Genomic DNA, 12,409 nt, shown 5'->3' with positions numbered 1-12,409 from the left:
CCGGCTGGGGCCAGTGAAACAGCCTGAGGCGGCCCGATCTTCCCTGCCGGGTTGCCTCCCGCCTGAGCCAGCCAGGTTCCCCCTGCCTGAACTTCCCGAACGCCTTCGCCCCGGGTACGGCACCTTTTCAAGGGTGAAGCGTCCGCCTTCAGCTTCACGGCCTCAACGCTCACGCCTCCCCCGGGTCCTCCTGGCACTGGGCCAGACTGGAGTCGCGGTGCTCGGGGTAGGTTGACAGCTCGCCCACGCTCTGGTGTGGGCACCGCCGGTGCGGCGGTGGGTTCCGCCCATCCACGTCCTCAGGTCCAAGGCGATCAGCAGACCCCAACCCTGATGGTCAGCCCACCGCCCACCCGACCCGGCTCACCCTGACCGCACCCCGGGCACCACCCGCGCGGAGGTGCAGGGGCTGGAGTGGGATGACCCGGCGGGCGTCCGGTCGTTCGCCCAGCTCGGTCCAGTCTTGGAGCAGACCCGCCGCACGGTCATCCGCGCCGTGCAGTGGCAGGCGGCGGATGGGTCAGGCGATGCGGTCCAGCACCGGCGGCCTGGGCTCCCCGGCTTCACGGGGACTGAAGCATGACGTGCTGGTGCCGGCTGGACACGGCCCGTAGGCCCGGACGGTGAGGCGGCGGGCACCGACGGGGTGATCGTGACGCACGGGAACAAGGGGACGCGCCAGAACGCCCTGCGCATCCTGCCGACCTTCGCCCGGCTGGGCCTGTCGAGCTTGACCATCACTGACCGCAACGCGCACGGCGCGCCCCGGACCCAGCAGGGCGTGTAGCGCCTCAGCGCCCAGAAATGGACCTGGAAGCAGCGGTGTGCTCCGCCCGCGCGTGTGGCGGGCGGCGACGGCTGCTGGGCTTTTCTACGGGGGGGCGGCCTCACCCTAGCCTTGTTGCGGTACCGCTGCGCCTTCCTCGCGGGGTGGTCCTCGATGCCCCGCCGCTGGAATGGCGCTCCCTGATCCGGCACGACGCCCGGCGTGACCGGCTGTTGCCGCTGGCCGGGACGGTGGCGTGGTCGACCGTGCTGAAGAGCGGGCAGGAGCTCGACGCCACCGACCCCCACAGCGTGATGGACCGGTTCACCACGCCCATGCTGCTCCACGGCGGTGCGGACCGCCTGATGCGGGTCGCGCACGTGGAGCGGCTGGCGCCTGCCGGGCCGGACACCGTGGAGGACCACCGGGTCGAGGGGGCCGCACATGTGCGGCCCTGGAACATCGGCCCAGAGCGGGGCGATCCTCGCGCGCTTCGTGCTCCAGGTCCTTCCAGAGATTGGAGCTGGAGAACTGGCCCAGGCCGTCGGTCAAGCTTCTTGATCAGCTCCCTCAACGCGGGCTGGTGGAGCCGGGCCTTTCTGCCGTGCCCTCGTCAACGCCTCCCGGGCTGAGGTGAAGCGCGTTCACTGGACGCCTCATCCTGCGGTTCATCCGCCGTCAGGCCCCCCGCCGCCACCCAGGCGCCCGCCGGGGTCCCCGCCGCTTCAGCGGTGACGTGCTGCCTCAGCGGCCCCATCAGGTCGGACAGATGGACCCGGGTCACCCCGAGCGTCACGCTGCCCTTGAGATACAGCGCACTGAGGCTGTGGACATCCGGGCGCTGCACATCCCGTAGCAACACGGTGAAGGTGCGGCCCCCCTTCTCGAAGCGGACCCGGTCCGTGGTTCCCGGCATCCAGCGTAACGTCAGTGTGGAAAATGGCATGCTCGAACCTCTGGTTGGGGCGCGGTCGTCCTGCTGGACGAGCACGCCTGATCGTGGTGCTTCCTTGTGGAGCCGTCCCTGCATGACGATGGCGTGGCCGTGCGCGCCCCCTCCAGGTCGGGTTGGGCCGCCGCGTCCACCAGGCCCAGGTCACTCAGGGAAATCCCGGGCTGCATCAGGCCCACGTCCAGCGCGTCATGCGACCGGCTCGGCGTCCGGACGATGGAGTCCCGCGCCGAACCCACCGGGCGGACGGAAGCGCAGGTCATGCGGTCCATCACGGACCTCCTTTCTCGTCGTGGGTAGGGGGCATCATCGGCCCTGGACCCGGAAAGAGCTTGCCTTCGGCGTCACGAACATGCTACGGGCCGTCATCGCACCCAGGATGACCTCGCTGATGGCCTGCCGGGGCATTTCCGAGCCGTCGTGCGAGGCCAGCAGCACGCCGTCCAGCCTGGCGCCGAAGAGGTAGGTCCCCGCGGGCAACTCGCCCGCAGAGCGCCAGAAGAACTCGACGCCCTGGGCTTCCAGCCGCTCCAGATCACGGCGCAGCCCCAGGGTGACCAGGGCGCGCCATGCACCGTGGACAGCGATGTCTTGTAAATTCATTCCTCAACGTACATGTCCTGGCGAACAGGCGCCGTCTGCCCATCGCCTATTGCCGGAACGATGCCTGGGCCACGCGGCACGCGAGCGGCGCCCGGTGGTCTGCCCCCTGCCCACGGTTCAGCGGTGAGACCGCCCGGGCCTGCTCCCTCGACGAGGGCCAGGAGGCGCGGTCCTGCGCGCGTGGCCTGGCCGTGGCAATCCTGACCGTGCTGGAGGAGCCGGGCGGCGGATACAGTTCCTGAGTGGCCTTCCGGCTGGGGACAGCGGAACGGCCGGAGACGGCCCGATCCTTCCCACCTGGCCTCGCCAGGTGCTCTCTGCCTCAACCCTCCCTGACTCGTTCAGCCCGGGGATGGCCCATTGCCCACCATGCGGCGAACGCATCCAGGTTCACGGCGTGGGGCCAAGCGGGTCGCCACGCGAACACAAACGCTCAGCCGGCGCCACCTGACCTCGGCGACCGGCCCACCGCTCGCCTCCTCATGGTTCCTGCTGAAGCTGGGCGTCCAGGTGACGTTGCCCGTGCCGGCACTCACCCTCCCCATCTGTGGCCTAAGTGGTGAGTTTGCGCTCCCGCCGCCGCCCAGCCTGGTTGCGGAACATCGTTGAGGCCCATCAGGAAAGTAGGGAATTCTCCCCGCACGGCGTTCAGATGCGGAGGCCCTCTCTTCTCTCAACGTCTTCTTACGGAACACTTCAACGAACCTTTGGAAACGGCCGCGGCCTTTTCAACTTTCTCAGGGAAGCCGGACACTCAACCCCGAGACTGCCCCAGGACGAGAACCCGATTCTCGCAAGGAGTACGCATGCCACATCTGCACCGACTGTCTGATATCTCCAGCCGCCACGCCGAAGACTTCCAGGACGCGGGGCTGTACAACCCGGTCGGCGCGACCGCCTACGGAAGCAGTGGGCAGCGCCTGGGCACTGTTCGCGACGCCTTGGTGGACGACACCTACGGCAAGATCCGTTACCTGATGATTGACGATGGGGGGAGCCTGGAGGGTGCCCGGCTCCTCCCCATCGGGCTGGCCCGCATCGAGGATGACGGGGTTCATTTCGACGACCTCACGGCCGGTCAGCTCGCCTCCATGCACCGCTACCGCTCCGACGAGGAGTACACCTTCGACCTCCAGAGCAGCGACGAGCGCGTCCTGCGCGGCAGCAACCTGGCCGCCGCCACCGCCGATACGGTACCCACGACGGCGGGAGTGGCGGCGGGCACGGGGTCCACCTACCACTCCCGCGACGAGGACACCACCGACCGGATGTTCAAGACACCGGGCCGTCTCCAGCTCCTCGAGGAGCGCCTGTTGGTGAACAAGGAGCGGTACCTCGCCGGACAGGTTGAGATCGGCAAGCATGTCGAGACCCGTCAGGAGAGCGTGGCCGTCCCCCTCCAGCGCGAGGAGGTCGTGATCGAACGCCATGCGGTGACGGACGCGCGCCCGGTCGAGGGCGACGCGTTCCTGAGCAGCGCGGGGCAGACGGTGCGGGTGGAGTTGGAGGCCGAGCGGGCGAACGTGAGCAAGCAGGCGTACGTGACCGAGGAGGTCGAGGTCGGCAAGCGCAGCGTGACCGAGCAGCAGACGGTCACCGATACGGTGGGGCGCGAGGTGCTGGACGTCAACCCGACCGGCGACGTTCGGGTCTCCCAGGCTGGCGATGACGGCCGCGACCACCGGAGCTGAGCGGACCGCACGATTCCTTCCTGTCCCCCCTTCCTCAAAGGAGAAGCGCACCATGATCCCGAACGTACAGAAGATCGCGCTGGCCCTGGTGGCCGGTCCAGTCATGGCCTCGGCCCAGAGCACGGGTACTTCCACGACCCCGACCGGAACGACGGACGTGCAGAACGACAACGTCACCACCCAGACCGAGAGTGACGGCGCCGCCGGGAACGAAGTCCAGGGCACCGACACGGCCACCGACGCCGCAACCATCACGGATGCGGCAGGCGCGGCGACGGACACGACGACCGCCACCGGAACGGCGGGCACCCAGAATGACGCCATCACCACGACCTCGGAGAGTGACGGCGTGCGCGGCAATGAGCGGCAGGGCCCCAGCTTCCCCTGGGGCCTCCTGGGCCTGCTCGGTCTCGCTGGCCTGGCCGGGCGCAGCCGGACGGCCCCAGTACAGAGCATTCCGGTGCCGAGTACCCCGATGCAGAGCACGCCGGCGCCGCACGCTCAGACCCAGGTGAAGCTGGGGGGGCCCACCGAGGGGCCGCCCCAGCGCTGAGCTGATCCCAGGAGGCGGGAGGGGGCGTACCTGGCCCCCTCCTGATCCTTTGGTTCCCGCGCCCACCCGCCTCGGCCCAGAGGTCCGGTGATTGGCCGACACGGGCATCGCGGGGTGGACGAGCGGGGACACCCCCTGACCTGGGGAGGCTCCCTTTCGGCCGGGTGACCTGCTCCCTCTTCGTCGCCTGCGGCGTTTCACACAGGGAGGCGTGAGTTTCCTCAGGAGCCTCCAGGGCCGCCGCTGTCCCAACCCCGTGCTAGGAGGACGCTTCGTCCAACGCCTCTGCCCCCGCGCGCTGGGTGAACTGGCGCAAGACGTTCCCCCGTTCCCGGATCACCCGCGCCTCCTCCCGCCGAGCCGCCCCTGCCTCATTGGGCTGGCCGCGTTGGCTCAAATGGTCGAGCACCATCACCTGCTCATCCATCACGCGGGCCGCATTCCACAGCGTGGCCTCGCCCTGACGCCGCAACTCCGAGAGCAGCACCTCGGCCGTAAAGGCGTGCCCGGTGTGGCAGCGAAAGCGGGTCAACCCCCCCTCCAAGACCCGCCCCAGCACGCCGTGACACTCCGGGCAGGTCAGGGTCGAGGGCGGACCCTGGGTCAGGACACCGTTCTCAAAGGTGTTGTCGCCGGCGACAACCGCCACTTCCGCCGTCACCCGTCGCCGCTGTTCCTCATCCAGGCTGAATCCTCCTCCCTTCACGCCCAGCTCCTGAAGCCAGCTCACCAGGCACGGCCCGATCTCGCCAGCCCGCAGGGTCTGATCCACCGCCACGTGTCGCAGGGCGCTCAGGGGCATCTCGGGGTACTCGGCGTCCTCCGGGTGCTGCACGAGGGTCCGGCCACCAAGTTGCTGGATGGTCCACAGGCCGGAGGTGCCGTCGTTCAGCATGCCGCTGAGCAGCACCCCGATGACCCGTGGGCCGTACGCCTCCGCGGCGGAGCGGAAGAGCACGTCGATGGCGGGGCGCGCGAGGTTCTCCCGGGGACCGCGCGACAGGTGCAGGTGATCCCCCGTCACCAGCAGGTGGTGGTCGGGGGGCGCGACGAAGATGCGCCCGGGTTCGAGGAGGTCACCGTGCCGCGCGTGCTGGGCGGGGAGCGGTCCGGCCCGGCTCAGCACCTGCGGGAGGTAACTGGGCTGATCGGCTGGGGTGTGCACGACGAGCAGGATGGGGGCCGGGAAGTCGGGGGGCAGGGACGGCACGAGTTTGAGCAGGGCGGAGAGGGCACCTGCGGAGCCGCCGATGACGACGAGGGGGGACGGCATGGGTCATGCTGGGGCGCCAGAGGAAGCGGCGAGGATGGGTCCGGTAAAGCCCGTCTTCATCCCCGGATGGAGGCGCCGGGCGAGGAGGTAAGTTCACACGGGCGGTGAGGCCCGGGGATCAGCCTCCGGCGCTGGTCAGAGGGCTTCCCCTGCTCTCCAGCAGGCCTGAGGAGGAACGGCCTTCGGCCCGATAACGGGTGATCACCCGGCTGGGGGGCCAACCAGTTCGGGAGCAGGTGGGCCAATCCTGTTGTTCAGGCCGAACACGTCCGCAACGAAGCCTGAGCCATTCCTCTCCCAGCCGGCGGTCGAGCTTCCAAGCACAACAAAGAGGACCGTTGCCGGTCCTCTGGTCTGCATGAGCCTGGGCTTACCAGCGGTCGTCGCGGCGGGCCGGGCGACTGCCGAACTCGCTCACCGGGGCAGCCTTCGTGACCACGATGTTCCTGGCCTGCGGGCCCTTGCCACGCTGGCCGGACTCCACCTCGAACTCGACCTCATCGCCCTCGTTGAGCTTCTTGAACCCAGCGCCCTGGATCGCGCTGAAGTGCGCGAACACGTCGTCGCTGCCTTCCGTCGCGATGAATCCGAAGCCCTTTTCCGCATTGAACCACTTCACTCGACCTACCGCCATGTTCCACTCCTCGAATTTCAACCTACGAAACGGCGCACGGTGGATCACCCCGTGCGCCGTTTATTCACTGCGTACTTGGAAAACTACCTCCCCATTCTAGGATGGGAAGCGCCGACACATAGCGGCCAAGCTCACCAAGTCGGCAGGCTGAGCCTGACGCACCGTTCCGGCCCCATCCCGATCCCAACAAGCGGTCAAGGTCGAAAGGTCGGGGTCCGCATTTGCACGGCGGCAGAGCGCCTACGGTGAGGGCATGTTGACCCTCCACGGCCACTACCAAGTCGCGCCCAACAAGCGACTGACGATTCTCGCCGAGGCGGACAAGCCGCCCAAGGGCACCTTGCAAACGGACATCCAGGCCCTGAGCGAGGCGTGTGCCCAGAACGCCGGGCGCTGTGAGGTGCAGGTCACCACCCAGCATGGCCGCATGCAGGGCACGTTGGTCGAGCGAAAGCCCCACCAGGTCAGCCGGCGGCTGTTCGAGGGCCACCTCGCCTTCCTCCCGCGCCCGTGAAGTCGGCAGGGCCGAAGAACCAGGAGCAGGCATGGACAACATGATTTTCGCGTCCGTCCGTCAAGTGGCTTCCACGTGGTACTACATCACGCTGACGCAGAACCGCGCCCACGACGACGCCGTGGACGTTGGCATGATGCAGGCGGAGTTGTACCTCAGCGACCTCGGCCTGGTCGACGCCGCTGCCCAGCCCTACTTGGAGGGGGCCCGGAAGGCCATCGCCAGCGTGATGCAGGGCAAACTTCAGAATTAGGCCGGGTTCGAGGTCAGCGAGGGGAGGCTGTGCTGTTCCCACCTGAGCCAGCCAGCTTCCTCTGCCTAAACTTCCCCGGACGGGTTGCCCCCGGGTTTGACATCGTTCTGGCTATGCGGCGAATGCGCCTCGTCCTGCGGCCTCACCGCTCACGCTGGCCCCTGGTCCTCCTGGCGCTGGGTGTGGCTGGCGTCGCGGTGCTGAGGGTGGGCTGGCACTTCGCCGACGCGCTGGTTTGGGCGCCAGCAGTGCGGCGCCGTATTCCGCGCACCCGGGTCCTGGAGGTGCAGGGCGATCAGGAAACCCCGGACCCGGATGTCCGGCCAGACGCCGATCCGACCTCCTTCACTCTGACCCGCAACTCGGGCACCACCCGCGCGGGGGTGCTGGGGCTGGAGTGGGATGATCCGGTGGGCGTCCGGTACTTCGCTCAGCTCGGCCCCGTCCTGGAGCAGACCCGCCGCACGGTCACCCGCGCCGTGCAGTGGCAGGAAGCCGCGCTGCCGGCCGGTCAGGAGGTGCGGCCCAGCACCGTCGGCCTGGGCACGCCCGCCTCACGGGGGTTGAAGTACCAGGACGTGCTGGTGCCCGCCGAACATGGCCCGATGCCCGCCTGGCTGGTCCCGGGCGGGCCGGACGGCGAGGCGGCGGGCACCGACTGGGTGATCGTGACGCACGGGTACAAGGGGTTACGGCAAGACGCCCTGCGCATCCTGCCCACCTTCGCCCGGCTGGGAATCAGCAGCCTGACGATTACCTACCGCAACGCCCACGGTGCCCCCCGCACCCGGCAGGGCGTGTACCGCCTGAGCGCCGAGGAATGGGAGGACCTGGAGGCGGCGGTCCACTACGCCCGCATGCATGGGGCACGGCGCCTCCTGCTGATGGGCTTCAGCATGGGGGGTGGGATCACGCTGGCCTTCCTGCGCTACTCCGCCCTGGCCCCGCTGATCGGCGGCGTGATCCTGGATTCTCCGCCGCTGGAGTGGCGAACGCTGATCCGCCACTACGCGCGCCGATATCGCCTGCTGCCCTTCGCCGGGATGGTGGAGTGGCTGACCACATTCAAGAGCGGGCAGGACTTCGATGCCATCGATCACCACAGCGTGATGGAGCGGTTCACGACCCCAATGCTGCTGTTTCACGGCAGCGCGGACCGGACGGTGCCGGTGGCGCATGTGGAGCGCCTCGCGCACGCCCGGCCGGACATCGTGGACTACCACCGGGTCGAGGGCGCTGAACACGTGCGGCCCTGGAACATCGACCCGGAGGTGTATGAGGCGACGCTGACCCGCTTCGTGCGCCGCGTGCTGCTGGAGGCACCCACCGACCACACCCTGGCGTGGTCAAACAAGACGGAGGGAACCTGATGGGTTCCCTCCGTCTGAGAGGTGCGGGTGACGGGACTCGAACCAGTTGGGGGCCGACATGGACCCGCTCGCACGCCCGTTTTGAGAAGGTGGACGTCTCCCTCCAAGAAGGCCCCGGGGTATTCCCTGACACGGGGATGGCACCGGGCGGCTCGGGACAGCAGAGGCCCTTCCGTTGGAAGATGCCTTCAACGCCTGCCTGAGCGTTGCCCTCTTCGATTCCGTTCGTCACGCGCCGGCGGTGAGCTTGATCAGGGCTGGCGGCCAGGCGAAAGGCGGCCTTTGGGCCGCCTTTGATATTCCTAACATAGCGTCTTATGCACACGAAGTCAAATCCATGCGCCTGGTGTCCGAGAAGGCGGGCGTTTATCGCTGACCTTGCTCTGGGTGCCCCCCTGTTCCTACGCTAGACCATGCGCCGAACGCCCATGACGTTGCGCGAGCCCGTCAACGCCCTCACCCACTGGCTGGGGGTTGTGCTCGCCCTTCCCCTCCTCGCGGTGCTGCTTGGGTGGGCGCAGCGCCGCGACCTCAGCCTGTGGCCGTTCGTCGTGTTCGGGGTGAGCTTCGCGTTACTGTTCCTGGCGAGCGCGCTCTACCACTCCTTCCACGGCTCGGCGCGAAGCCTGGCGTGGCTGCGGAAGTTCGACCACAGCGCGATCTTCCTGTTGATCGCGGGGAGCTACACCCCAGTCGCCTACTTCGGGCTCTCGGGTGAGCTGCGGTGGCGCCTGCTGGGCCTGGTATGGGGCCTGGCCTTCACCGGCATTCTGCTCAAGCTGATCACGATGCGCCTGCCGCGTTGGATTTCCACGGCGCTCTACTTGGGCATGGGCTGGCTGGCGCTCGGCTTCCTGCCGCAACTGGCGCGGTCCTTACCTGCTGCGGCGCTGGTGTGGCTGACCGTTGGTGGCCTGCTGTACACGTTGGGGGCGGTGGTGTACGTGACGAAGCGGTTGGATTTCAGGCCGGGGGTGTTCGGGTTTCACGAGGTGTGGCACCTGTTCGTGCTCGCGGGAGCGACCGCACACTTCGTCATGATGTTCCACTTGCGGTGAGCAGGTGCTGGAGGGAGAACCCGGGCACGACCGCCAGAGATTCACCTGGCCGAACAGTCCACACAGGGTCCTATGAGACCGCCCGTACCTTCCCCCCAGGGCGAGGCCGAGGCGGCGCGTGCCTAGACATGGGGCCCAGCGGGGCGATCCTCGCCGGGCTGGAGGAGGAGCAGATCCCGCCAGCGTCAGGGCGCCGTGGCCCCTGAGAACGCTGGAGCGCCAGCAGCCTACGCGGTCTCCTTTCCCTGCAAGATGGCCGTCAGGTGGACAGGCGGTCGGCACTCCAGAGGTAGAGGCGGTGGTCACGTCCGGCCAGGGGCGTGACGGTCACGAGAGCCCGGAACACGGGTCCCTCAAAGCTCGGCCCCTCCGGCACCGTGAGGACTGCCCGGCCCGTCCAGCGTTCCCCCCCTTCGACCGCTGCCTTCGCGCGTGCCGCGTCCTCCTCCCAATGCAGCCGCAGGACATTGTGAACGTGCCGCCCAGGGACGTTTCCGCTCAGGTTCAACGCCTCACGGGCCGGATCACTCATGCTCAGCACCTGCCCACAGGCGTCCACGACCACGCAGGCGGCGGGCGGGTGTGGGGGGCGAGGTGCAGGCACGAACGGCGTTCCGGCCGTGCCGTGCTCCAGCAGTTCGCCCACCAACCGGGCGAGCTGGGTGAGCGCCCACAGCTCCTGAGCCGGGAGGGGGCGCGGCTGGCAGTCCAGGACGCAGACCGTGCCGAGCGCGTACCCGCGGGTGATAATCGGTGCCCCCGCGTAAAACCGCACCTGGGGCTCGCCGGTGACCAGCGGGTTGTCCCGGAAGCGCGGGTCGTGGGCGGCGTCGGGAACGACCAGGACGTCCAGGGTGGCGAGGGCATGGGTGCAGAAGGAAACGGCCCGGGGCGTCTCGCGCAGGGTCAGGCCAATGGCGGCCTTGAACCACTGGCGCGTCTCGTCGAGGAAGGTGACGAGGGCGATGGGAGTCTGGTACAGGCGCGCGGCGGACTCGGCGATCAGGTCAAACCGGCGATCTGGGGGAGTGTCGAGGATGTGGTGGCGGCGCAGTTCGTCGACCCGGCGGGCTTCCGCGGGGTGAGGGGGAGTATCCATGAGGGCCTTTGGAGGGGCGGTGCCGTGACGCCCAGGTGAGGGAAAGGAACATGTGGCGCCGGGAAACCTCTTGGTGGCCCGGTTCGGTCAGAACGTAGAGTTCGGCGAGGCCCCAGGTGTAGGAAAAGAAACAATCAGCATTCACGGGGACTCATGCCCAGGGAGGGTTGGCATGAAGGGGCATTCAAAGGAGCAGCAGACCCGCCCACGCCCGGAGAGGAACGATGCCCGAACCCCTTTTGCTTCGGGGTGGATGAACGGGGATACCCCCTGACGTTGAAGGCCATCCCTCCGGCAGGATTACCTGGAACCACTTCGTCGGGCGCGGCCTCTGGGAGAGAGCAGCTTCGCGTTCCCCTAAGACCCGCCAGGCCCTTCACTCGCCGGACTGGCGTGACGGTTCCTCCAGCTCCGCCCGCTGGGTGAACTGCCGCAGTACCTCTCCCCGTTCCCGAGCCACCCGCGCCTCCTCATGCCGGGTGGCCCCCTCCTCCTGCGACCCCGCGCGTTGGCCCAGGTGGTCGAGTAACATCACCTGCTCATCCAGCAGGCGCTTGGCACGCCACAAGGTCGCCTCGGTCTCCCGCCGCATCTCCAAGAGCAGCACCTTGGCGGTGAAGGCGTGCCCGGTGTGGCAGCGGTAGCGCGTCACCCCTCCCTCCTCGATCTGCCCCAGCACGCCGTGACACTCCGGGCAGGTGAGGGTCGAGGGCGGGCCCTGGCTCAGGGCGCCGTTCTCGAAGGTGCCCCTCCCGGCCCCCACCGCCACTTCCGCCGTCAGCCGTCGCCGCCCTTCCTCATCCATGCTGGACCCTCCTCCCTCCACCGCCATCTCCCGCAGCAAGTCCACTAGATGAGGGCCGATCTCGCGGGCCCGCACGATCCCGTCCGCCGCTACCCGCCGCAGGGCGCTCAGGGGCATCTCGGGGAACTCGGCGTCCTCCGGGTGCTGCACCAGGGTCCGGCCGCCGCACTGCTCGATAGTCCACAGACCCGAGGCGCCGTCGTTGAGCATCCCCGACAGGATCACGCCGATGACCCCTGGACCGTGACTCTCGGCCGCCGAGCGAAAAAGCACGTCGATGGCGGGGCGGGCCAGGTTCTCCTTGGGGCCGCGCGACAAGTGCAGGTGATCGTCCACGACCAGCAGGTGATGGTCGGGAGGAGCGATGGAAATCGACCCCGGTTCGAGGGGGTCACCCTGCCGGGCGTGCCGGGCCGGGAGGGGGCCAGCGTGGCTGAGGACCTGTGGGAGGTAGCTGGGTTGGTCGGCGGGGGTATGCACCACGAGCAGGATGGGGGCGGGGAAATCGGTCGGTAAGGACGGGACGAGTTTAAGCAGGGCGGAGAGAGCGCCTGCGGAGCCGCCGATGACGACGAGGGAAGGAGGCGACATGGCCCATGCTGCGCCGTGGGGAGCGCAGCGCGGGTGGGAGAAGGTCAGGCCGCCTTCATCCGCATCGGGAGGGGCTGGGCGACGTGGGGGAGCGGGTGAGGGAGGAGCCTCGGCGCTCGTCCCACCGCACGCCGCTCGGCTTTCCCCAAGGCGAGCCCACGGAGGCGCGATCCTTCGCGCGTGACCTGGCTGTTGGGGGAGGAACCAGTCCAGGCGTCGTAAAGGCTCGGCGACGCACGAGCACCCC

General features: G+C 68.6%; 15 protein-coding genes. 9 read left to right on the top strand and 6 right to left on the bottom strand.

The genetic code is table 11. The features are described 5' to 3' along the window. Positions 1–646: 646 nt before the first annotated feature. Together IC605_RS10005 and IC605_RS10000 are read left to right on the top strand one after the other, a co-directional pair. Positions 647–787: a hypothetical protein gene (locus IC605_RS10005; protein ID WP_216322692.1), complete on the top strand. Its 141-nt coding sequence runs from the start codon at positions 647–649 to the stop codon at positions 785–787. Between the two features lie 143 nt (positions 788–930). Beyond that, a complete protein-coding gene (locus IC605_RS10000) occupies positions 931–1,398 on the top strand; it encodes an alpha/beta fold hydrolase (RefSeq protein ID WP_216322690.1) in 468 nt (155 codons plus the stop codon). Here the strand turns inward: IC605_RS10000 and IC605_RS09995 are convergent. Both IC605_RS09995 and IC605_RS09990 read right to left on the bottom strand, forming a co-directional pair. Next, a complete protein-coding gene (locus IC605_RS09995; RefSeq protein ID WP_216322687.1) occupies positions 1,380–1,682 on the bottom strand; it encodes a hypothetical protein in 303 nt (100 codons plus the stop codon). The genes IC605_RS10000 and IC605_RS09995 overlap by 19 nt on opposite strands. A gap of 342 nt (positions 1,683–2,024) precedes the next feature. Further along, the gene (locus tag IC605_RS09990) at positions 2,025–2,321 is read right to left on the bottom strand and encodes a hypothetical protein (RefSeq protein WP_216322683.1); all 297 of its coding nucleotides are present in this window, start codon (positions 2,319–2,321) and stop codon (positions 2,025–2,027) included. 806 nt (positions 2,322–3,127) lie between these two features. Between IC605_RS09990 and IC605_RS09985 the strand changes: the two genes are divergently transcribed. Together IC605_RS09985 and IC605_RS09980 are read left to right on the top strand one after the other, a co-directional pair. Continuing rightward, a complete protein-coding gene (locus IC605_RS09985; RefSeq protein ID WP_216322681.1) occupies positions 3,128–4,012 on the top strand; it encodes a DUF2382 domain-containing protein in 885 nt (294 codons plus the stop codon). Between the two features lie 52 nt (positions 4,013–4,064). After that, positions 4,065–4,565, top strand: a complete 501-nt coding sequence (locus tag IC605_RS09980; protein WP_246580665.1) for a WGxxGxxG-CTERM domain-containing protein — start codon at positions 4,065–4,067, stop codon at positions 4,563–4,565. Positions 4,566–4,824: 259 nt separating this feature from the next. Here IC605_RS09980 and IC605_RS09975 read toward each other — a convergent pair whose 3' ends face one another. Further along, on the bottom strand, positions 4,825–5,838 hold the full coding sequence (locus tag IC605_RS09975) for a chemotaxis protein CheB (protein WP_216322679.1): 1,014 nt from the start codon (positions 5,836–5,838) through the stop codon (positions 4,825–4,827). A gap of 370 nt (positions 5,839–6,208) precedes the next feature. Next, the gene (locus tag IC605_RS09970) at positions 6,209–6,472 is read right to left on the bottom strand and encodes a cold-shock protein (RefSeq protein WP_216322677.1); all 264 of its coding nucleotides are present in this window, start codon (positions 6,470–6,472) and stop codon (positions 6,209–6,211) included. Between the two features lie 253 nt (positions 6,473–6,725). Between IC605_RS09970 and IC605_RS09965 the strand changes: the two genes are divergently transcribed. From IC605_RS09965 to trhA, 5 genes are all read left to right on the top strand, one after another. Continuing rightward, positions 6,726–6,986, top strand: coding sequence for a hypothetical protein (locus IC605_RS09965; protein ID WP_216322675.1), 261 nt, complete (start codon positions 6,726–6,728; stop codon positions 6,984–6,986). Positions 6,987–7,017: 31 nt separating this feature from the next. Then, a complete protein-coding gene (locus tag IC605_RS09960; RefSeq protein ID WP_216322673.1) occupies positions 7,018–7,239 on the top strand; it encodes a hypothetical protein in 222 nt (73 codons plus the stop codon). Between the two features lie 113 nt (positions 7,240–7,352). Continuing rightward, entirely contained in the window at positions 7,353–8,609 is a 1,257-nt protein-coding gene (locus IC605_RS09955) for an alpha/beta hydrolase (RefSeq protein WP_216322672.1), read from the top strand. A gap of 175 nt (positions 8,610–8,784) precedes the next feature. Next, on the top strand, positions 8,785–8,985 hold the full coding sequence (locus IC605_RS09950) for a hypothetical protein (RefSeq protein WP_216322670.1): 201 nt from the start codon (positions 8,785–8,787) through the stop codon (positions 8,983–8,985). A 37-nt stretch (positions 8,986–9,022) separates the two neighbouring features. Further along, complete coding sequence (gene trhA / locus IC605_RS09945; protein ID WP_216322668.1) at positions 9,023–9,667, top strand: PAQR family membrane homeostasis protein TrhA; 645 nt, start codon at positions 9,023–9,025, stop codon at positions 9,665–9,667. Between the two features lie 259 nt (positions 9,668–9,926). Here trhA and IC605_RS09940 read toward each other — a convergent pair whose 3' ends face one another. Both IC605_RS09940 and IC605_RS09935 read right to left on the bottom strand, forming a co-directional pair. Beyond that, positions 9,927–10,766, bottom strand: a complete 840-nt coding sequence (locus IC605_RS09940) for a GAF domain-containing protein (RefSeq protein ID WP_216322663.1) — start codon at positions 10,764–10,766, stop codon at positions 9,927–9,929. 376 nt (positions 10,767–11,142) lie between these two features. Further along, a complete protein-coding gene (locus IC605_RS09935; RefSeq protein WP_216322660.1) occupies positions 11,143–12,162 on the bottom strand; it encodes a chemotaxis protein CheB in 1,020 nt (339 codons plus the stop codon). Between the last annotated feature and the right edge of the window lie 247 nt (positions 12,163–12,409).

Origin of the sequence: Deinococcus aestuarii (genome assembly GCF_018863415.1) — a bacterium.
GTDB classification, from domain to species: domain Bacteria; phylum Deinococcota; class Deinococci; order Deinococcales; family Deinococcaceae; genus Deinococcus; species Deinococcus aestuarii.
Note: the sequence above shows the minus strand (reverse complement) of the source record. Positions and strands in the feature narration are given on the sequence as shown.

Excerpts from the sequence above, each read along its gene's own strand:
- IC605_RS09995 (WP_216322687.1), bottom strand. The coding sequence starts at position 1,682 with ATGCCGGGAACCACGGACCGGGTCCGCTTCGAGAAGGGGGGCCGCACC.
- IC605_RS09990 (WP_216322683.1), bottom strand. The coding sequence starts at position 2,321 with ATGAATTTACAAGACATCGCTGTCCACGGTGCATGGCGCGCCCTGGTC.
- IC605_RS09985 (WP_216322681.1), top strand. The coding sequence starts at position 3,128 with ATGCCACATCTGCACCGACTGTCTGATATCTCCAGCCGCCACGCCGAA.
- IC605_RS09980 (WP_246580665.1), top strand. The coding sequence starts at position 4,065 with ATGATCCCGAACGTACAGAAGATCGCGCTGGCCCTGGTGGCCGGTCCA.
- IC605_RS09975 (WP_216322679.1), bottom strand. The coding sequence starts at position 5,838 with ATGCCGTCCCCCCTCGTCGTCATCGGCGGCTCCGCAGGTGCCCTCTCC.
- IC605_RS09970 (WP_216322677.1), bottom strand. The coding sequence starts at position 6,472 with ATGGCGGTAGGTCGAGTGAAGTGGTTCAATGCGGAAAAGGGCTTCGGA.
- IC605_RS09965 (WP_216322675.1), top strand. The coding sequence starts at position 6,726 with ATGTTGACCCTCCACGGCCACTACCAAGTCGCGCCCAACAAGCGACTG.
- IC605_RS09960 (WP_216322673.1), top strand. The coding sequence starts at position 7,018 with ATGGACAACATGATTTTCGCGTCCGTCCGTCAAGTGGCTTCCACGTGG.
- IC605_RS09955 (WP_216322672.1), top strand. The coding sequence starts at position 7,353 with ATGCGGCGAATGCGCCTCGTCCTGCGGCCTCACCGCTCACGCTGGCCC.
- trhA (WP_216322668.1), top strand. The coding sequence starts at position 9,023 with ATGCGCCGAACGCCCATGACGTTGCGCGAGCCCGTCAACGCCCTCACC.
- IC605_RS09940 (WP_216322663.1), bottom strand. The coding sequence starts at position 10,766 with ATGGATACTCCCCCTCACCCCGCGGAAGCCCGCCGGGTCGACGAACTG.
- IC605_RS09935 (WP_216322660.1), bottom strand. The coding sequence starts at position 12,162 with ATGTCGCCTCCTTCCCTCGTCGTCATCGGCGGCTCCGCAGGCGCTCTC.